Source organism: Reticulibacter mediterranei, from assembly GCF_016587455.1.
On record NZ_BNJK01000001.1, the window covers coordinates 8,477,327 to 8,497,710 of the forward strand.

The 20,384-nt window shown below is 52.4% G+C and carries 17 protein-coding genes and 3 pseudogenes; 14 read left to right on the forward strand and 6 right to left on the reverse strand.

Annotated elements, in window-relative coordinates:
* Positions 1 to 120 precede the first annotated feature (120 nt).
* From K3T83_RS36315 to K3T83_RS36330, 4 genes are all read right to left on the reverse strand, one after another.
* Complete coding sequence (locus K3T83_RS36315; RefSeq protein ID WP_220207793.1) at positions 121 to 2,091, reverse strand: S9 family peptidase; 1,971 nt, start codon at positions 2,089 to 2,091, stop codon at positions 121 to 123.
* 89 nt (positions 2,092 to 2,180) lie between these two features.
* Positions 2,181 to 2,963: an AraC family transcriptional regulator gene (locus K3T83_RS36320; protein WP_220207794.1), complete on the reverse strand. Its 783-nt coding sequence runs from the start codon at positions 2,961 to 2,963 to the stop codon at positions 2,181 to 2,183.
* Positions 2,964 to 3,203: 240 nt separating this feature from the next.
* Positions 3,204 to 4,769 carry a serine/threonine protein kinase gene (locus tag K3T83_RS36325; protein ID WP_220207795.1) on the reverse strand — a complete coding sequence of 522 codons (1,566 nt, stop codon included), beginning with the start codon at positions 4,767 to 4,769 and terminating at the stop codon, positions 3,204 to 3,206.
* Between the two features lie 311 nt (positions 4,770 to 5,080).
* On the reverse strand, positions 5,081 to 6,193 hold the full coding sequence (locus K3T83_RS36330) for an alpha/beta hydrolase family protein (RefSeq protein ID WP_220207796.1): 1,113 nt from the start codon (positions 6,191 to 6,193) through the stop codon (positions 5,081 to 5,083).
* A 386-nt stretch (positions 6,194 to 6,579) separates the two neighbouring features.
* Here K3T83_RS36330 and K3T83_RS36335 point away from each other — a divergent pair, with 386 nt between their 5' ends.
* From K3T83_RS36335 to K3T83_RS36385, 10 genes and pseudogenes are all read left to right on the forward strand, one after another.
* On the forward strand, positions 6,580 to 7,518 hold the full coding sequence (locus K3T83_RS36335; protein ID WP_220207797.1) for a 4-hydroxyproline epimerase: 939 nt from the start codon (positions 6,580 to 6,582) through the stop codon (positions 7,516 to 7,518).
* Positions 7,511 to 8,635, forward strand: a complete 1,125-nt coding sequence (locus tag K3T83_RS36340) for an NAD(P)/FAD-dependent oxidoreductase (protein ID WP_220207798.1) — start codon at positions 7,511 to 7,513, stop codon at positions 8,633 to 8,635. The genes K3T83_RS36335 and K3T83_RS36340 overlap by 8 nt, the downstream gene beginning before the upstream one ends.
* Positions 8,628 to 8,873: a 2Fe-2S iron-sulfur cluster-binding protein gene (locus tag K3T83_RS36345; protein ID WP_220207799.1), complete on the forward strand. Its 246-nt coding sequence runs from the start codon at positions 8,628 to 8,630 to the stop codon at positions 8,871 to 8,873. The genes K3T83_RS36340 and K3T83_RS36345 overlap by 8 nt, the downstream gene beginning before the upstream one ends.
* Positions 8,870 to 10,150 (forward strand): NAD(P)/FAD-dependent oxidoreductase, encoded by a 1,281-nt coding sequence (locus K3T83_RS36350; RefSeq protein ID WP_220207800.1) that lies wholly within the window; start codon positions 8,870 to 8,872, stop codon positions 10,148 to 10,150. The genes K3T83_RS36345 and K3T83_RS36350 overlap by 4 nt, the downstream gene beginning before the upstream one ends.
* Positions 10,147 to 11,082: a dihydrodipicolinate synthase family protein gene (locus K3T83_RS36355; RefSeq protein ID WP_220207801.1), complete on the forward strand. Its 936-nt coding sequence runs from the start codon at positions 10,147 to 10,149 to the stop codon at positions 11,080 to 11,082. Before K3T83_RS36350 ends, K3T83_RS36355 begins: the two co-directional genes overlap by 4 nt.
* A 169-nt stretch (positions 11,083 to 11,251) precedes the next feature.
* Positions 11,252 to 11,518, forward strand: a complete 267-nt coding sequence (locus K3T83_RS36360; protein ID WP_220207802.1) for a GlsB/YeaQ/YmgE family stress response membrane protein — start codon at positions 11,252 to 11,254, stop codon at positions 11,516 to 11,518.
* A 505-nt stretch (positions 11,519 to 12,023) separates the two neighbouring features.
* A pseudogene (locus K3T83_RS36370) lies at positions 12,024 to 12,313 on the forward strand (ATP-binding cassette domain-containing protein); the annotation flags it as partial.
* 40 nt (positions 12,314 to 12,353) lie between these two features.
* On the forward strand, positions 12,354 to 12,524 hold the full coding sequence (locus K3T83_RS36375; protein ID WP_220207805.1) for a hypothetical protein: 171 nt from the start codon (positions 12,354 to 12,356) through the stop codon (positions 12,522 to 12,524).
* A 17-nt stretch (positions 12,525 to 12,541) separates the two neighbouring features.
* Positions 12,542 to 13,426, forward strand: coding sequence for a VOC family protein (locus K3T83_RS36380; protein WP_220207806.1), 885 nt, complete (start codon positions 12,542 to 12,544; stop codon positions 13,424 to 13,426).
* Between the two features lie 188 nt (positions 13,427 to 13,614).
* Positions 13,615 to 14,496 carry a CHRD domain-containing protein gene (locus K3T83_RS36385; protein WP_220207807.1) on the forward strand — a complete coding sequence of 294 codons (882 nt, stop codon included), beginning with the start codon at positions 13,615 to 13,617 and terminating at the stop codon, positions 14,494 to 14,496.
* Between the two features lie 71 nt (positions 14,497 to 14,567).
* Here K3T83_RS36385 and K3T83_RS36390 read toward each other — a convergent pair whose 3' ends face one another.
* Positions 14,568 to 15,023 (reverse strand): acyl-CoA thioesterase, encoded by a 456-nt coding sequence (locus K3T83_RS36390; protein WP_220207808.1) that lies wholly within the window; start codon positions 15,021 to 15,023, stop codon positions 14,568 to 14,570.
* Positions 15,024 to 15,444: 421 nt separating this feature from the next.
* Complete coding sequence (locus tag K3T83_RS36395) at positions 15,445 to 16,746, reverse strand: MFS transporter (protein ID WP_220207809.1); 1,302 nt, start codon at positions 16,744 to 16,746, stop codon at positions 15,445 to 15,447.
* 368 nt (positions 16,747 to 17,114) lie between these two features.
* Here K3T83_RS36395 and K3T83_RS36400 point away from each other — a divergent pair, with 368 nt between their 5' ends.
* The 4 genes and pseudogenes from K3T83_RS36400 (at position 17,115) to K3T83_RS36415 (ending at position 20,287) form a co-directional block, all read left to right on the forward strand.
* Complete coding sequence (locus tag K3T83_RS36400; RefSeq protein WP_220207810.1) at positions 17,115 to 17,696, forward strand: TetR/AcrR family transcriptional regulator; 582 nt, start codon at positions 17,115 to 17,117, stop codon at positions 17,694 to 17,696.
* A 377-nt stretch (positions 17,697 to 18,073) separates the two neighbouring features.
* Positions 18,074 to 19,354: pseudogene (locus K3T83_RS36405) on the forward strand (RNA-guided endonuclease InsQ/TnpB family protein).
* A 27-nt stretch (positions 19,355 to 19,381) separates the two neighbouring features.
* A pseudogene (locus K3T83_RS36410) lies at positions 19,382 to 19,600 on the forward strand (nitroreductase family protein); the annotation flags it as partial.
* Positions 19,601 to 19,849: 249 nt separating this feature from the next.
* Positions 19,850 to 20,287 (forward strand): hypothetical protein, encoded by a 438-nt coding sequence (locus K3T83_RS36415; protein ID WP_220207812.1) that lies wholly within the window; start codon positions 19,850 to 19,852, stop codon positions 20,285 to 20,287.
* Positions 20,288 to 20,384 lie beyond the last annotated feature (97 nt).

Below are 20,384 nucleotides of genomic sequence, written 5' to 3' on the forward strand. Positions count from 1 at the left end.
TCACCTTTCAAAAGCGGTAAGCTCTTTCGTAGTGGAGCGATTTATCGCGTTGGCGGAGTCGCCTGTGATGTAGCTCCCAACGCGATAAATCGCTCCACTACGAAAGAGCTTACCGGTTGTTTACCCTAGATACTTTTTAAACCAGTTCAACACCCGCTGCTGATAATCGCGTTGATGCTTGAGTTCACGGAAACCGTGTCCTTCGCGTGGGTAGACTGCCAGGACGCTGAAAACATCCTTTTCTCGCAATGCGCGGTGGAATGCATATGCCTGGGCGACGGGAACACAAGCATCCTTCTCGCCATGTACGACAAGCGTTGGCGTGGTCACGCGCCCCGCATAGGTGATTGGTGAGCGTTCACGATAAATTTCTGGATGGGTTAGTGGGCTGATGGGATGCTCGTTCTGGCCGAGAAAGCGCTCGTCCCACCCCTGCTCGTTGCTTTGCGCGTGATAGCCGTGAAAGTCGCTCACGCCAGCACCCATAATGGCGGCTTTGAAGCGTTGTGTCTGTGTAACCGCCCAGGCCACCATAAAGCCGCCATAGCTCCAACCCATAATGCCCACGCGCTCGCCATCGACCAGCTTGCGCTCAACCAGGTACTCGACGCCGCGCAGGGCATCCTGAAAATCTTTGCCGCCCATATCGCCAAGCACAGCGTCAGCGAAGGCCACACCGCGCCCCATACTGCCTCGCACGTTCGGGCGCAAAACGGCAAAACCAGCCGCTGCCAGATATTGGATGCGATAATCGTAATCGTCCAACCATGCTCCTGAAGGGCCACCGTGTACGTTGAGGATCAGCGGCGGCGGAGTTTGCGCGTCGTGATGGAGGGGCCACGTCACCAGCGCATCAATCATCCAGCCATCGACACTCTCGTAGCGAATCCGCTCTGTTTTCGCCAGTATAAGCGTCTCTTCTAGAGAGGAGTTCATGCGTGTGAGACGCCTCCAGGAGATAGCTGCTGCCACACCATGCTTATAGAGTAGCTCGCCGGTCCAGACATCGTAGGGATGTTTGTCGCTGTGGGTCGCGATAACGTGGCGCATATCTGGCGTGACAGAGATGTGGGGCCAGAACTGTTCGCCGATCACGAAATCGCTGGTTAAAGGCGTCATCTTTCCGGTTGTGATATTGAGCAGGCCAACCTGACAGGAGATGCCGTCAAAACCAGCGCAGAGCAGATGCAGCCCATCGGGGAACCAGTGGCACCAGGAAGGACTCCAGGGCAGATTGGGCGTAAGGTTGCGCGTCTGCCCGTTGGCGAGTGAGATGGCATAGATGTCGCCGCCGTTGCGATCAGGATCGCTCCAGTTTCCCGAGATATAGGCGAGTTGTTTGCCATCTGCTGACCAGGCCAGAGAACAGGCCTGGCGCGTCAACTTGCTGATCTGGTGGATCGCGCCACCTGTGCTTGCTACCAGCCCGACCTGTCCCCAGTACCAATCGCTGAATTCTGCCCCAGTAGCATAATAAACTGCCAACTGATGGCTATCAGGCGACCAGGCATATTGCCAGATGGAAACGCCGGTAGGTGTTATCGGTTCGGGGGTATCATTTTCTAGCAGGATCGTCCAGAGGCGGCGATAGCGTCCATCTCCTGGTTGAAGGACGATAGGATCATTGCCCGGTTCGTCGCCATCGACAGAAAGAAATGCAATGCGGGTGCCATCGGGAGACCAACTGATTTCGCTGATGCTATTGGGCATGCTGCAAACATGTATCGCCTCGTTGCCCTGCGTATCAACGGTGCAGAGGTAGGCGTCGTTCCCATCCTCGCTTTTGGAGGCAAAGGCGATATGCTGGCTATCGGGCGACCAGGCCGGAGAAGTATCAGCATATGAGCCTCTAGTCAGGGGGCGTGCTTCTCCCCCTTCCGTTGATACACACCATATCCTGCCTCGTTGTTTGGGTTGATCAGGCACCCATCCCCAGACAACAAATGCCGCCTGCTTGCCGTCTGGCGAGATCACCGCATCGGTGACGTTGCGCACAGAAAAAAGGGTATCCAGCGTCACAGGCACATGTGGATGCGTTGCGAGCGTATGGATACCTTCAGTGAGAGATGAAATAGCGTTGAGTTTATTCACGATACGTATGTCCTCTGTTTCTTGCTGTTCAAAATGGAAGCATCTTGCTTTGAGTTGCGATGGAAGGCGATCTCTCATTCAATGAGAGATCAGCAAGTATTTTGCGAGTGTAATAGTTTGCGATACGCGACGGGTGAAAGGCCGACAGCTGCCTTGAATTGTCGCGAAAAAGCGCTATGGTCTGCATAGCCACATGCGAAAGCGATTGCCGAAATCGTCTGATCCTGTCCGAGTAGATAGGTGGCGGCCTCGATGCGCGTTTTCATAATAAATTGTTTGGGAGTGAGTTGGAAGATGCGCTGCATATACCGCTCAAGCTGAGCAGCAGAGAGATGCGCGATCTGTGCAAGGTTCTCAAGCCTCAATTGTTCCGCATAGTGTTGCTGAATATATGCAACCACATTGGCGATGCGCTGATAGACAGGATGGTTTTTATCTGGCATATACAGATCTCTTGAGATGCCTGCCAGACCTGCTATAGCGCTGTCACGATCAAAAAGCGGGATTTTGTGTGTCAGACACCATATGGGGGTTTGATTAATGTAGAGATGGAGTTCAAGCTGATTGTGAATTGCCTGACCATGCCTGATGACATGCTGATCTTGTGATGCATAACTGCTGGCAAGGCCGGAAGGGAAGACATCCAGCGGTGAGCGTCCGATTAACTCGCTCTTGTGCTGACAGCCACAGCGCTGCATCAGGGTGCGATTCACGACGGTATAGCAGCCGCGCGTATTTTTGACGAAGAAGACAACATCGGTCAACTGGTCAAAAAGAGCCTCGGCAAAGAATGGATCGGCGAGCAGTTTTGCCATCTGTTGTCGTCCTGAAACTGCATCAAGCGTATCGCTGCGAGAAAAGGCGTGCTGCATAAAAGGGGATTTCACCTCCCATGTGCTACGGGTTATAGATGCAGGAGCAGAGAAACAGGCTTCAATGAGAAGATGCTGCATCGCTATTTTCAAATATATATAAATATTACATGTTCCCTATAAGGAATGCAAGACACGCTTGAGGTTGCTTCGTAAGAGGATGGGGACCAATCGCATCATTGCACATGGGATTGGTCCCTCTGTTTGTTTACCATTGGCACGTTGAGATAAAGTTGCTGTTTATTTGCGTTTTTTGTTTAGGAAACCGCCAAGCGCGGTTAGACCGGTATCCAGGGCGAGAAATAAGAAAGTTGTTGTGGCCCAGACAGGGAACCAGCTGATCCAGATCTGAGGGCTGACATCCGCGACATTTGGTGGTTCGGCTGTATTCCAGAGCCATTCGTAGATAATGATAAGCAAGAGCAGGATGAACAGGTAAGTAAGCAGAGACCAGAGATGTGCCCAGAGCGAGATGGCAACCCCGTTGCGAATTCTTCCAGTGCGGCGGACAATGATGATGCCAAGACCAAAGGAGAGTATCAGGGAAATGACTCTAGAGGTCAGAATGATCAGGGCAGGGATATCAACAGAGGCATGTGCCAGGTTAGGAATGAAAAACCACTTGCTTGTTCCCACAATCATGGCGTTGATCATGTCTTGTGTTTTGAAAAGAAGTATCTCTAGCGGTGAAAGGTGAGAAAGGAGATCAGGAGGAAACGGCCAGAGAATACAGAGCAGCGCGGCAATCAGTGTGACAGCCACTTGTAGAGCGACGAACCAGAGTCCATAACGTGTTCCAGAGCGGAAGAGGTTCCCGGATGTCTGTATTGATTGAGGTGACGCTGACGCCTGTTCCTGAGCAGTGAGCGTGGATGTAGATTTTTCGAGCGTGGTTCTCTCAGCGAAGAGAGATGCGCCTGGAAGATTGGCCGCTGTACTGACAATGGCTGAAGATGCATGAGCGGCCAGCGAGAACATCTTTTTTGACGATGAGGCAGGTTCACAGGCTTGCTCGAAGGCAGAGGCAAAGGCATGAATATTCTCAAAGCGTGCTTTTGGATCTTTTGCGAGAGCCTTCAAGATGACCTGTTCTACTTCAGATGGGCATTCCGGTGTATATTTGCTAAGTGGTGGTGGTGGCGCGGCCAAATGTTGAGCGATGATTTCGGAGGTGGCTCCCTGAAATGGTAGCGTTCCGCACACCCATTGATAAATAACGATGGCGAGGGCATATTGATCGGAGGCGGCGCGTGGTCTGCCCTGGATCTGCTCCGGAGCCATATACGCCAGCGTTCCCACCGAACCTTGCTTCGAGAGCGAACTTGTCGCATGAGCGATGGTGGCGATACCAAAATCGCTGAGGAGAACATGCCCTTGATCTCCTAGCAGGAGATTCTCCGGTTTGATATCGCGATGGATGAGCCTGCAATCGTGAGCATATTCAAGCGCACTGGCAATCTGCGTCACATAGCTATTAATAAGCGGCAGAGGCAGTTTTGTTCCAAATGGGTGCTTCTGCCTGAGCGATCCTTGTGACGCATAATCCAGGACGAGATAAGGTATTCCGTTGTGAAGGTCAAAATCAAATACGCGAATAATATGTTCATGTTTAAGATTGGCGATAATCCTGGCCTCTCGTTGGAAGGCGCTGATTTCGTTGCCTGTCAGGTGGGTCTGCAAAATCTTGATTGCAGCCTTCATACCCAGTCGTATATGCTCACCCAGATATACCTGGGCAAATCCCCCATTGCCTAAGTGCTGGATCAGGTGGTAGTTCCCCCATTGTTGGCCTATCAAGCTGTCCATTTGCAAGCACTCCCTGCGTTCTTTCATTTTTTCTTAGTAATATAGAATAATTCTTCCCCTCACCTCAACATTACGAGGGCAACTATAACAAAAAGAGACGCAATTGGGAAGGCATCGATACTATTGGTTGAAAATAAAACATTTTCTCGATTTTTCTTACGTTGGAACATGGGTCTTGTGGTGGAACATCGTGTGTCGTTGCACAATGGCGGCTCCACCCTCTTGCGGGGTTGAATGCTTCGTGTTTACACGTTCAAATGGGAGTCTGATCACTTCGGCCAGGCTCCCATTTGAGCAGATGGTCCAAACGGTTATAGGTGTAGCGAGGCAATAGTCAAAGCGGTTGGTACACCTCCTGAGGGGAAGAATTGATTCAGCCCGGTCTCGACCTGACTTGTATGTAAAACCGCTAAGTGATTGGACTGAAAGTCTTTCGGGTTACAGATCAGCTTTCCCTCCGTGAAATCCCGACCGTAGACAGCGAGATGGTTACTCGCTTCATCCTCGACCCATTGCGTACTGCGAAAGTCTCCGTCAATGCCACACAATCTTGGGTCCCAGATCAGATCGTGCGTGTTTCCGACCGTAAGGATTGGTATTCTTGCTGTCTCCGCCACCGTCTGATTGCTCTGTTTCGGGTCATGGAAGATCGCCTGCAACAGACTCGCCTTCGCGCCGTGTGGATCACTCCTTTTTGGGGTAGTTGAAAAGATCTGCACCAGATTATCTACGGATGTCAGGTGAGGTAAACTCTTTATTCCGGGACAGCCCTGGGGACGCCCAAAAACATCTCTGATTAACTTCTGATAAATGCGATTGCCAGAGACCCCACCGATGGGGGAGTCAAGCGTCACAACGCCTTTCAGCCTTGCCTTAGGAGCTTTGGGGAGAGAACCATTCAAGCCCCCCAAACTTTTCAAGTAGGCAAGGTATCCAAACGCGACGACTCCACCAAGACTGTGCCCGATGAGATAGACATCAGTCTGTTTGCCCTTAAAGTTTGGATTGTTTGTGAGAATGCTCGTAATCTGTCTGTTGAGTGCCAGGATATCAGCACGGAGAGGATGGCTGAACGTCTGCGTGCAGTCGTATGGAAGCGGATTTCCATTGCTCGCGTTGCCTTGATAGCTATACACAAAGAAGGAGGCGTTGGGAAACTGCTCTTTCTGAAGGAAAGGGACAATTCCTGGAACACCATTATTTCCTGTTTCCCAGTACTGAGGAACAAGCCCCATCCCTTGATTTGCAGCGGCTTGCTCAGGAGTTAGTTCGCTGCTGATTCCTTGCAGGATGAGAAAAAGTTGTTGATGAGAAGGAGCTCTCTGTATATGTCGCGCAGATGCTGAGAGCGGTGATACAATCGTCAATAAGGCAACGCAGGAGGCGATAGCGAGAACAGCCCCTATCGTATGACGAGATGTCATGTCAAATACCTTTCATATAGAGTGGACGTTCTCCTGAAAATGGCAACGATCCATCCTTCTGCCTGATTCCAGTGAAAGCCAGCGATCAGGTAGACCGAAACGTGCAGAGAGGCGTCCCAGTAAATACATGAGATTGTGCAAAGAAGTAATTCATATGCAGTATAGAAGCGGGATAAAATGAGATATGCCTATACAATACACAAAAAGAGCCTCGCCAGTGCATATAAAATTTCTGTATGGCTTTTTATGAATGAGAACTACCTGTGCAAAAATCAGCAAAAAATTTATCCCAATTGTTCAAGACACTGGATCGATGACGACTGTACAATGAGCAATGGATAAAAAGTTGTCGAATGGATTGCGAGTACAGCGAGGATGGTCAGATTATGCAAGAGATTGCGATTATTGACTCCCACACCGGGGGCGAACCCACGCGAGTAGTGCTTGAAGGCGCGCCACCGCTCGGCTCGGGCAGCCTTGCCGGGCGCGTACAGGTCTTGCGCGAACGCTATGATTGGTTTCGTTCCGCCATTATGAACGAGCCTCATGGATCGGATATCATCGTGGGGGCGCTGCTCTGCGAACCACAGGACCGGAATTGTAGCGCGGGCGTTATTTTCTTTAACAATGTATCGTACCTGGGCATGTGTGGACATGGTACTATTGGTCTGATTGCCACCCTCGCGTATCTGGGCCGCATCAAGCCTGGACTCCATCGCATTGAGACGCCGGTGGGCATTGTGACCGCACAACTGCATGAAGATGGTCGCGTCACATTGCATAACGTCCCGGCATATCGCTATGCAAAAAACGTCAGCGTTGAGGTTGCCGGACATGGCCGTGTCACTGGCGATATCGCGTGGGGCGGAAACTGGTTTTTTCTGACTGAAGATCATGGGCAAGACCTGAGCTATGAGCGTATCGACGCGCTGACGGAGTTTAGCTGGCGCGTGCGTGAGGCACTGACAACTGCGGGCATCACCGGAGCGAATGGCGCATTGATAGACCATATCGATCTCTTTGCTCCAGGCACGCAGGGAGCGAATAGCAAAAATTTCGTTCTCTGTCCAGGTAAAGCGTATGATCGCTCGCCCTGTGGAACGGGAACAAGCGCGAAACTGGCGTGCCTGGCGGCAGATGGGAAGCTCCAGCCTGGGGAGATCTGGGTGCAGGAGAGCATCATTGGCAGCCGTTTTGAGGCCAGCTATCGGCGCGAAGGCGATACCATCTATCCCAGCATCACCGGGAGCGCATTTGTGACGCTTAGAGGATGCATCATACTCGATGAGCGCGATCCCTTCAAATGGGGTATTCAGTATGGATGAGGTCTTTGATGTTCTTATCATCGGTGCGGGCATTGTGGGTGCTGCGTGTGCTGTGGAGTTTGCGACGGAGGGGCTACGGGTTGGTGTGGTCGAATGTGATACACCGGGCAGTGGCGCGACGGCTGCTGGTATGGGGCATCTTGTGGTCATGGACGATAGCGAGGCCCAGATCGCTCTTACGCACTACTCGCGTATGATCTGGAATGCGCTGGTACAGGATCAGCCTGAGCAGTACGAATACGCACGAACCGGGACGATCTGGATTGCTGCCGACGAAGAGGAAATGCAGGCCGTGCAGCAGAAGCATGCGCTTTATACCTCGCATGCCATTGCTAGCGAGATACTTGATCAGACGCAATTGTACGAATTGGAGTCGCATCTGCGTCCTGGTCTGGCTGGAGGGCTGCTCGTGCCTGATGACGGCGTGGTGTATCCGCCGCGCTGTGCGATGGTGCTGCTCGAACGTGCAAAACAACGTGGCACTACGCTATTGTATGGCAATGTCGTGCAACTGCTCCCGGATGGCGTGCGAATGGAGAACGGCGAGTGCATGAAGGCTGGAATAGTGGTTGTTGCCAATGGGGTGCGAGCCAGGGAACTGGTGCCTGAGATGCCGATCCGCCCCAAAAAAGGACACCTTGCCATCACCGACCGCTACCCCGGTCTGGTTCATCATCAACTCGTCGAACTGGGTTATATCAAAAATGCTCATGCTGCCAGTGGCGATTCGGTCTCGTTCAATGTGCAACCACGTGGGACTGGACAGATACTCATCGGCTCCTCGCGTCAGTTTGATGCCGACACGAGCGAGATCGATTACAACATTCTGGGCAAGATGCTGAGATTGGCTCTGAGCTATCTGCCCGACCTCGCTCAATGCTCCTGCATTCGGATCTGGACCGGCTTTCGTGCCGCTACGCCCGATGGTTTGCCGTTGATCGGGCCTCATCCCAATCGTGCGGGAGTATGGCTGGCAACCGGCCACGAGGGACTCGGTATCACTACCTCGCTTGCAACGGCTCGCCTGCTAGTTGCCCAGGTTCTTGCCCAGCAGACAGGGATTCCCGTTGAGCCGTACCTGCCAGCACGTATCTTTCAGGAGGCGACTCATGAGTGATCTGTTACAGCTTACGGTGAATGGACGGCGCGTACAGGTTCCATCTGGCAGTGTGGTTGCAGTCGCGGTTGTGCTGGCTGATGTTGGCGTGTATCGTCACTCAGTGAGCGGTGAGCCACGTGCAATGTTATGCGGGATGGGGATTTGCTTTGAATGCCGCGTCACGATCAATGGCAAGGCACACTGTCTGAGTTGCCAGACGGTATGCGAAGAGGGAATGGAGGTGGTAACGACATGAAGCTCCTGCATTTCAAAATTGTGGTAATCGGAGGGGGTCCCGCTGGCCTGGCAGCGGCCACCAGTGCGGCAAAAAGCACCTCTGATATTGCGATAATCGACGACAATCCCGCACCGGGAGGACAGATCTGGCGGCGTGGAATCTCTGGCGTTCCAGATGAGCAGGCGAGGCGCTGGATTGATGGGGGCAATGCGATTACCGTTTTCAAGCGTGCAAAGGTTATTGCAGTTGCTCGGCCTGATGTCCTGATCGTAGAGACCGCTACCGAAGCGCTTGAGGTACAATTTGAACGGCTCATTCTCGCAACTGGCGCGCGTGAGCTTTTCCTGCCCTTTCCAGGCTGGACGCTTCCCGGCGTGATGGGCGCAGGTGGCTTGCAAGCGCTGGTCAAGAGTGGCTTGCCAGTGAGCAATAAGCGTGTTGTCGTGGCCGGGAGCGGGCCATTGTTGCTGGCGGTTGCGGCCTATCTCAAAGGGAAAGGGGCGCATGTCCTGACGATAGCGGAGCAAGCCTCATGGGGCAAACTGGCAACATTCGCTCTGCATCTTGCACGTTATCCAGGTCATATCGGACAGGCTGGCAGTCTTGGTCTGAACCTGGCTGGTGTGCCGCTGCGAGCCGGTTGCTGGGTTGGTCAGGCGCACGGTCCTGAGCGATTGGAGGCGGTCACATTGCGTCAGGGCGATAGCGCCTGGATGATTGGCTGCGATTATCTGGCCTGCGGCTTTGGGCTTGTGCCAAATGTGGAACTGCCCTCAGCTTTGGGATGTGCCCTCAGCAACGGAGCCGTACAGGTTGATGAGTGGCAGCAATCGAGCCTGTCACATATCTATTGCGCCGGAGAAGTGACCGGAATAGGAGGGCTGGATCTCTCGCTGGTAGAGGGGCAGATAGCCGGTTTTGCTGCGACAGGACAACTGGATGAAGCGCGGGCATGTTTTGCCAGACGCACGCATGCTCGTCGCTTTGCTGCCCTGCTCGCAAACAGTTTTGCTCTACGCGATGAGCTAAAAACGTTAGCCAGCGCGGATACGGTTGTCTGTCGCTGTGAGGATGTGCCGTTGCATGCCTTGCAATCACATCCCAATTGGCGTAGCGCCAAATTGCATACGCGCTGTGGTATGGGACCATGTCAGGGACGCGTTTGTGGGGCAGCCACGAGCTTTCTCTTTGGGTGGACGCCAGCATCGGTGCGCCCACCAATCACGCCGGCCCAACTTACGAGCCTGGCTCACATTGAAACATATTCAGACCAAAAACAGGAGGTCGAGGCATGAAGATAGACTGGAGAGGCGTTATTCCCGCCATCACCACAAAATTTAACGAAGATTACAGTATTGACCACGCGTTTTTTGCCGAGCATTGCCGCTGGTTGGTAGATTCAGGTTGCGTTGGACTGGTTCCGCTTGGCTCGCTCGGAGAAGGAGCAACGCAGAGCTTTGAAGAGAAAGTGGCACTGTTAGAGACGGCGCTTGGAGCTGTGGGAGATCGCGTGCCCGTAATCCCCGGTATTGCCTCTCTTTCGACATCTGAAGCTGTCCGGCTTGCTCAGGCCGCTGAAGCTGCTGGCTGTAGCGGTCTGATGGTCCTTCCTCCTTACATCTATTCCACTGACTGGCGCGAAATGAAGGCTCATGTCTCCACCGTTATAAACTCTACAACGTTGCCAGTGATGCTCTACAATAATCCAGTAGCCTACAAGACGGACTTTTTGCCAGAGCAGATAGCTGAACTCGCTCAGGACCACGCGAATTTCGTAGCGGTTAAAGAGTCCAGTACCGATGTACGCCGTGTGACAGCGCTACGAGCGTTGTTGCAAGATCGTCTGGAACTGCTGGTGGGCGTGGATGATGCCATTGTAGAGGGTATACAGGTTGGTGCAGTTGGCTGGATTGCGGGGTTGGTCAACGCTTTCCCGGTTGAATCGGTGGCGCTGTTTCGGCTCGCCCGGCAGGTACGCGAGGGGCAAGGTGATCGCGCCAGCCTCGAAGCGCTTTACAACTGGTTTCTGCCGCTGTTGCGGATGGATACCGTTCCCAAGTTTGTTCAGCTTATCAAATTGGCACAGGAAAGGGTTGGCATGGGTAGCGCGCGCGTGCGGCCCCCACGTCTGGAACTGGTTGGCGACGAGCTTAAACAGGCTCAGCGTACTATAACAAACGCGCTTGAGCAGCGGCCTGCCATTGTCTCGGCTCTTCAAGAGCCTTAAAAAGCTTGGTAGAATGTTAAAGGGCGCTGAAAGTTCTGGGGCACCTCCTTTTTCTGTGCTTGATATCGGCGCGGAAGTGAAACGATTGCAATGTTTGATCCGTGCTATATTCGTCATCATCGGAAAACACGAAGAAATAGTTGAAAAACAGAAAAGGAGTAGAACTAGTATGGTTATGGCTATCATTTGGTGGTTGATTGTTGGTTTGATCGCAGGCTTCCTGGCGAGTGTCGTGATGCGTGGTGGTGGCTATGGTGTGGTTGGCGATATCGTCGTCGGTCTCGTTGGCGCTCTGATCGGTGGCTTCCTGGCGAACCTGCTTGGCCTGGGTGCATCTGGTATGATCGGCACCATTATCGTTGCCTTTATTGGTGCCTGTGTCCTGATTGCACTGCTCCGCGCGTTCTCAGGAGGCTTCTCAAGCCGCACGCTATAACAAATGTAAAAACAACAAAAAAGGATCTCTGTTTTTCAGAGATCCTTTTTTGTTGCCCGGAAAAACCACACCATTTTGTACACAGAGAAGTTGATCTTCGATATATTCGTTTGAATTATGTATATTATAACCATTTTTATGGTTTGGCCGATTTTTCATTGACAAGCTAGAGTGGTTCCGATTATTTTAAAGACAAGAATATAGGTCAACTTAGTCAATTTTGTCTTTATTTTTTCTTTTCAGAAAGCAAGGAAGGGACACATGGTTACACAGCGAAAGCTTCTTATTGGCATGGCTGCGACATCGGCTCTGCTAGCCGGGTGTGGTTCTTTGGGGGCGACAGGTTCTTCTAGCGATAGCATTGTATTTGGTGTCTCAGCTCCGTTGACCGGGAACAATGCGGAGTATGGCAAGATCTGGCAAAAGGGTTTTGGCCTGGCACTTGATGAGATCAATGGGGCGGGGGTGTACATGGACGCAAGATTGAGCTTGTCTATGAGGACTCGCAATGATGAGTCAACCGAAGCTGATTTGTATGGATGAGAACCAACAATGGGGCTGGCTCCGATTTTTGTAGAGCGCGTGCTGGATATGATCGTAGAGATCAATCGTCTGGGCGTGACAATTTTTATGGTTGAGCAGAATGCGGAACTGGCCCTCTCGATTGCGTCGCGGGGCTATGTGCTGCAAAGCGGGCGGCTGGTGTTAGAAGGGGAGGCGCAACAACTGCTCAATGATCCCGCGATTCGCGAAGCCTATCTGGGGCAGCGTGCTTTTAAGCGAGACGAGGCGTAATTTTTCTCATTCACGATGACCATCTAGTTTGGAGTACACGATGACCGATTTAGAGAACTGGGTGGCGTTCGGATCGCCCCAGGAGTGCATCGATAAGCTGCGAGCATTTGTTGCCGCAGGTGCGACTACTATCACGCTGCGCCTCACGGGATATGATCAGGAGAAGCAGTTCAAGCGCGTAACCGAAGAAGTCCTTTCGGCCTTCTTATAGTCTTTCAGGAGAAGAAAATGCCTACACGTTTCGATCATTTTGTTATTGGGGTACGAGATCTTGATACGGCAATTCGCGCCTATCAGCGGTTGGGATTTGATACACGACCAGGGGGAAAGCATACAGGTCGCGGAACGCATAACGCCCTGATTCGCTTTGGCCTCGACTATATAGAGCTGTTGTCGGTCTATGACGAGGCAGAGGCAGCTGCAACGGGACCGAGGGGACAGGCGATTGTGGATTTTCTCCGCGAACGGGAAGGCGTGTTGCTTGGTTATGCGCTGGCCACCGATTCTATCGAGCAGGAGGCGGAGCGTTTTCGCGGCAGCGGGTTGCTAGTGCAGGAGCCCTTTGCAATGCAGCGCTTGCGCCCCGATGGTCATCTACTTACCTGGAAGCTGTTCGTGCCCGGTGGTAGTTCGTGGCGGCGGCCCTGGCCCTTCATTATCCAGTGGGATGAGCCGGATCAGGAGCGACTTATCACGGAGCAGCCTGGTACGCATCAGAATGGCGCAAGCAGGTGGGAGCGCATTGTGGTGGCGACACATGATCTCGAACGGAGCGCCGCCCTCTATCAACAGCAGTTGGGTCTGGAATTGCAGCCGCTCAATAGCTGCTCGCGCCTACATGCACAGCGAGCAGCATTCTTAGTTGGCAACTCGACGATCGTTCTCGCTGCACCAGAGAGTGCGGGGCCGATACAGGAGAAGCTATTGCAGATCGGCGAGGGACCGTTTGAAGTAACGATTGCCGTGAAAAACGTAGATCAGGCTCGTTCTTTCCTGGCCCAGCGCGATGTCTCGTTCCAGTGGGACGCGGCCAACCCGAAAACACTGCGCATCTCTCCAGAGGAAGCGCTCGGCGTGCGCATCATTCTGGTGGAAGATGTTGTCGGGCAGTAATAGCGTTGCGAGCAATGTGAGATAAATCACCCTTCCAGTGTGGCATGTATCCTAACAAGTTCCTGCTTTCGAGTTTAAGCTATAGACACAACAAAAGATTTTCTGACAAAAAATATTGAAAATGTGTATAGCAAGGAAAAGATTAGAAGCAGACAAAGGGCTAGTCACACTGGAAGGATCTTATCATTATGTTACTGCGCACCATCAACAAAAAAATGTCATCGCTGATTTTACCAATTTTTAGCGTATGTTTTATCATCCTATTGGCCGCCTGTTCTGATCCATCGGGCGGGACAGGAAGTGGTATTCCCAGCTTGCCAAACGACGTTTCAGCGCAAGCAACCGTTGCCACACTCAAGCATAGCCCTGCTGGTACGACTGAACTGTCATGGAACCCCGAAGACCAGAAATTAACGGTTAAAATCTCATTGACTGGCCTCGCACCAAATAGCTCTCATGCTGCTCATATTCATGCTGGCACCTGCGCCGCCGATGGAGCGGTTGTCTATCCCTTGAACACAATTGTTGCCAATGCGGAGGGGGCGGCCACCAGTGAGACAATGATTGAGCACGTGCAAAATGGAATACCGGCCAGTGGTTGGTACATCAATATCCACAACGGCCTTAAAATGACAGCAATTGAGCATATGCCGATTGCCTGTGGAAACATCACAAATGCCAATACTTCGACAAACGACAAACAGGAAGTTCATGTTGTGCTGGGAGGTAGTATCGCGCCCAACGAATCGGCGAGTGGAAAGGCTGAGTTGGCTGCGGCAGATGGGAAAGTGACGCTGAAGATTACGCTGTCGGGTCTGGAACCCAATAGCAAGCATATTGCGCATATCCATGCCGGTAGCTGTGAAGCGCAGGGAGCAGTCGTGGTGATGTTGAATCCTGTTGTGGCCGATGCGCAAGGAAATGGCACCTCTGTCACTACGCTTGATAGTGTTCCATCCGCATCCAAAGGCCTCTATGTGAATGTCCATATGGGAGCGACGATGGATGAGTTAAAGCAATCAGTTTTCTTCAATCCTATTGCCTGTGGCAACCTGCCCGTGAAATATTAAGAGCTATTGTTGAGCGCCGAAAGCAACCTGTCTCTGTTAATGGCAGAACAGGTTGTTTTTGCTGTTTGGTATTATTTCGTGATGTTATTCTGTTCTGTCGATTCAAGCTGGGCAACGAGGACTGCGCGTAGCTCGTCTGGAAGCGGAGTTGCGCGCCCACTTTGTTTGTTTATTGCCACAATGATCAGCTGACCGCTGGTAGCAGGCTTGCTCGCATCTGGTCCCAACTCTGCTAGTTCGTGAGAGTAAAAGGAGGTGAAAGAGGCCGTCCACGAACTGCGACCGACACGCATGATCCGAGAGGTAATCGTCAGCTCATCGTTATAAGAAATAGCTCTGTGGTAGTCGCAGGAGGCATGCACGCGAGGAAACTCTAGTTCTGGAAATGTGGTGACGCGTGGCAGGCCGAGTGCGCGCATCAGATCGTGTTCGGCTATATCCATATAACGCAACATGGCAGTAAAATGGATACGACCTGACAAATCAATATCGGCAAATGGCACGCGTACTTGTATACTATGCTGCATGCGATCATCATAGCAGTTGATGTGTTCCCTGTCAACGATTGGACAAGATCCCAGGGCTTTCCAATTCTCCCATCTAGCGGGAGTGCAGAGGGCGGCAGCCCTTTGCCGGGGTGCGGGGTGTCCCCGCAAAAAACTTTTTTCTTCTCTTTTGCGCGCCGCCTGCGGCGGCGCGCGAAGGAGGGAAGGAAACTGGGGACGCCCCAGGCCCCGGCAGGGAGACCCCTGCACCCCTTTGAGCGGAGAACTGGAAAGCCCTGGACAAGATCCCGGGGCCGTTGCAAAGTTGGGAATACATGAAAAAATCCTTTCAAAAGCGGTAAGGAATTTCGTAGTTTCCCGATTTATCGGGAGGGACCACTTTCCCCCAGGTGCGCGCCCTCCCGATAAATCGGGAAACTACGAAATTCCTTTAGATGTACTCTTAAGTTGTAGTTTGAGTGTTGTTGGATGACTCACGTATAGTGCGCATGCGCCGTAATTCGGGCCACGCTAGGGCGACCGCGCCGACAACAACGATGGTTCCAACGCCACCTAGAACGACTGCCAGAACCGGACCAAGCAGTTGAGCGGCCAGGCCAGACTCAAAACCGCCCAATTGATTCGAGGTGCCGATGAACAGTGAGGTCGCGGCGCTGACACGTCCGCGCATCTGATCAGGGGTTCGCACAAGGGTCAGCGTGCCGCGTATGAGCATGTTTATATTGTCTAGGCCGCCTAGCACGAAGAGCATGAGAAAAGAGAGCCAGAACCAGTGAGAAAAGCCAAAGACGATGGTGGCGAGGCCAAACCCTATGATAGCCAGCAAGAGCGTTCGTCCTGCGTGGCGAAAGGGTGGACGATGTGCCAGGAAGAGCGCCATCCCAACAGCACCAATTGAGTCGGCAGCTTGCAGCCAGCCCAGGCCGATAGAGCCAACGTGCAGGATATCTCTGGCAAAGACAGGGAGCAAAGTCGTTGCTCCACCAAAGAGCACTGCGAAAAGGTCGAGCGTCATCGCGGCGAGCAAGACCTGAGTGCGTCCCAGAAATTGCAACCCCTCCACGACTGTCTTGAGAGAACGTGGTTGAGCGCTTTTTTGTGGTCGTTCCTGGGAACGTACACGCAGTGTGATCATGAGCAGCGAGATGATAATGAGGGCTGCTGCGCCGAGTATATAGACAAAGGTGGCCCCATTGAAAAGGGCTATCAAGAAGCCACCAGAGGCCGGACCCAGCACTGAGGCTAGATGCCCGGAACTCGTTCTCCATGCGGTGGCATTCTCAAATAGATGTTCAGGGACCACTTGTGAGACTAGAACGGCGCTGGCGGGGCTACTAAAGGACTGCGCTGCACCCATTACAGCCAGGCAAGCATAGATGAGCCAGAGCGAGCCATGAAGGGCGGAGAGGGTCGCCAGACCCAAAGTTGCCAGCCCTAAGAGGGTAAGCGAGACAAGGAAGATCATCTTCCGACTATAGAGATCAACGATATAGCCAGAGGGTAGAAACAAGACAATGATGGGAATGATCTGTGCCAGACCAATGCCACCAAGTACAAGATCCGAATTGGTGCGCTCAAACAGCTCCCAACCAATGGCAACGGTGGTCATTTGTTGAGCAAAAGCTGCGACAAAAGCACCTGACAACAGGACACAGAAATTGCGAGAGCGCAACGCTGCATAGGGATCGTGGGGGCGTAGTTCGCCTGAAGTGGTAGTCAACGGCACTGGTCGTGTGTTGGCCATAGTCTCCTCTTTCTCGTCACCTCGATGCGTCGGGTCCTAGAAAAGAGGCAAACCAACAAAAAAGCCAGACACCTCATCTTCTGCGGACCAACGACAGTCATCGTATGATCCAAAGATGCTGGGGTCTGACGTTCAGCTCACGGCCAGTCTCTTCAGAAGAATCGGAGAACTGGCATATCAATCATATTTGCTCTTTACAATACTCTGTTCTTCAGCTTTTGTCAAGAGACAATCATGAGGGCCAGGTCTTTTTCAACGTCCCGTCTTACCGTTACAAATCGCCTGAAAAAAAAAGAGGAATTGTTTGCGTAAATACTTGACCAATCGGTCTAAAACGGGGTATACTTCTGCTAAGGAGGCTGAAATCGATGGCAAGACCAAAGGCATTTGATCGTCAAGAGATGCTGGATAAAGCGATGGAGCTTTTCTGGCTGCGAGGATATGAGGCAACCTCTATTCATGATCTGCTTGCGTATCTGGGGATTAATCGTCAAAGCTTATACGATACCTTCGGCGACAAGCACGCGCTGTTTCTCGCGGCTCTCAATCGTTATGAGGAGCGAGGCAAGGCATCGATTATTGCAACGCTTGAGCAGCCTGGATCGAAAAAAGAGGCTATCGAGCGTGTCTTTCGCAATACCATCCAATCATACGCACAAAGCAAACCACGCCGAGGCTGCTTCATCGTCAACTCAACTATTGAACTGGCACCTCATGACCCGGAGGTAGCAGCATGCGTCGTAGAGAGCTTCGCCTGCACGCATAAGGCTTTCTGTCGTGCATTAAGCGTTGCTCAGGAGCAGGGGGAGCTACGAACAGGGTATGATCTGGAGAGCCTGGCTCGTTTTTTGACAATTACGATGCAGGGCTTGCACGTCGCGGCCAAAGCTGGTACAGATCTTGCCGCGTTGCATGATACCGCCAAAATCGCTCTTTCGGTGCTGGCATAAATTTTTTTTGTCCTTTATTCTGGACCGATCGATCAATCTAAAATAGTAATTGAAAGGTATGTGATATGGTGCAAAAGTTACTCTCATTATGGGTTGTCTCACTATTCCCCCGAACTGTCTGATCATTAGAGAAGGAGAAAGAGAACAGTGATGAAAAATATGCGCAAATATATGCATGTAATGCGAACTGACTAGATTGATAAATATCGCTTGGCATGCATTAGAAACAATGTACAATGCAAACATGCAAATTCAAGACACTCAAACACGTTCCATCAGGAACACATCTCAAACAGGCAGGCATGCCTTCGTGGTTCAGCGGGATGAACCCCTTGTTGCGTCAGCAGCTCACTCAACAACCCACCAGGAGGATGAGGATGCTGCTGTGTAAAAAAATCAAGCTGGAGGTGAGTCCCCAGGATGCAGCCACGCTGGAGTTCATGCAAGGCAAATGTCGCGGCCTGTATAACTGGTGGGTCATGAAGCTACGCGATGGCGTGCGCTGGAACTTTAAGGAGGCCAAAAAGACGCTGAAGGAAAGCCGCAGGTTTGATCCCCAGATCAATGCGGTCTACGGCAAACTGCTGGCAGAAGTCTTCTTCCGATTAGACAAGGCGATGCAAGTCTTCTTCCGTCGGGTGGCCGAAGGGGAGCAGAAACCAGGGTTTCCCCGCGTCAAGCCGCGCCATCAGTTCTTTACTCTGTGCTATCCAGCGATGTATCTGACGGTGCAAGGCCACACACTCATCCTGCCCACTGGAGGCAAAGGACGCAGCAAAGTCTTGTCCAACATTGTTGCCCATCTCACCGAAGTCCCCCTCCCCTCTTTCGGGAAGTGGCGATCAGCCGTGATGCCCAGGGCCACTATTATGGCTCCTTTGTCTATGAGGAAGCCGAACAACATGGTCCGCCAGGGGGAGTGGTTGCCTTTGATCTGGGGATCAAAACCCTGGCAACCGGCTATAGCGATACTGGACGGTTCTACCACATTGACGGCTTCAAAGGCTATCGCTGGTATAATCGCCAACTGGACAAGATTCGTTCCAAACGCGACAAATGCAAGAAGAAATCGCGACGCTACCTGCGTCTCTCGAAGGTCTACAAACGGGTGGCGCAACGCAAACGACGCAAGCAACAGGACAGTCTGCACAAAGCCTCTCATCTGATCGCGGACCAACTGGCTGAAAGAGCTGTGGTCATTAGCGATCTTTCTCAGCGGCAGATGGTCCTCAAAAAGCAAGAGGAGGAGACGCCCAAAGAGCGGCGCAAGCGGCAGATCCGCAACCGCCTGGTCTACAACGATTGGGGACTCTACGGCTTTGTGCAGATGCTCACCTACAAGTGTCTGCGTGCTGGGAAAGCACTACATACGATCAGCGAACGTGGCACCAGTAAAACCTGTCAGCGCTGTGGCAACCAACAAGCGATGCCACTCTACAAGCGCACGTATCGCTGTGTGAACTGTGGGCTGGTGATGGATCGCGATGACAATAGTGCCATCAACATGTACCAGCGGTTCGTTGCGGGGCTACCGCCACACTCTCTCTGGGGAGTGCGGTGTGCTGGGGGAGGACGGAAACAGTGGAGAAGTCATGGAGGCTTTCTGGTCTGTCCAAGTACAGCAATTAGAATTGTGGACAAGCGTTGCACACGTTTGATCACGTTTTGAAAGGCAGTAAGGAATCATGCCTCATTTGAATCTTTCCGCTGACGAAGTACTCACTACAACTCGTGCTGTGCGCAAACGCCTGGATTTGACGCGACCTGTGGAGCAGGAGGTGCTACAAGAATGCCTCGAACTGGCTGTGCAGGCCCCGACTGGGCGTATTCGGCAGCGTTGGGAGTTTGTAGTTGTGACGGATGCAGAACAGCGTCGCGCTCTGGCAGATGTGTATCGACGGGGACAAATGCAACCGGAACATTTTTCGGTTGCCCATCTGCCGGGCGCGAACTTCAGTCGGGCGGGACACATGAAGTCTACGCACAGGGTCTATGATGGCTTGTGGTATAGAAACTAGTGTTTGAAAATGGCTGGAGAGCAGTCAGTGAAGAACAAGAAGCCTGCTGTACATTAGCTCTGGTGATGACCACGGCATGGCAGGCCAAGCCCGGTGAAGACGACATGTGGGGATCTTTACTGGAGAGGAGATCCATTGCATGCACTGGACGACATGGCACGCCCTCCCTCTTCCCACATCTGGACCGAACAACGAGGACAAGAAGACGCTTGCCTGGTAGATGCGCCCAAAGCGTCTGACATGGCAAGCCGCATCTTCCCTCAGCAGATCATCTTCCAGGCACTTCTGCTCGCAGGCACACGTGACATGGCAGACCATCATGTAGGCTTTGAGCGTCCAGAAGCCAGAAACAAAGCAGACATGGCAGGCCAGGATGAAGTCTTCGATCAGCACATGGGAAATCCTGAGACCAAGCAAAGAGCAGTCGTGGCAGGCCATCTGGAACAGAGAGGCGCTTCATGCAGAAGAAGTGAAGCACTCCATCCTCTTCGCTATCACCCGGTCTGGCACGACATGGCAGACCATCTGGCAGGACACCAGGACAGCCATCGCGACGAGCCTCACCTGATGTAATCCGTTCACACCAGGACATGGCAAGCCATTGAAGGCGAACGACTGGAAGCGATAGCGAGGAGCATCCAGGTTCATCTGCTCTTCGAGCAAGCAAGAC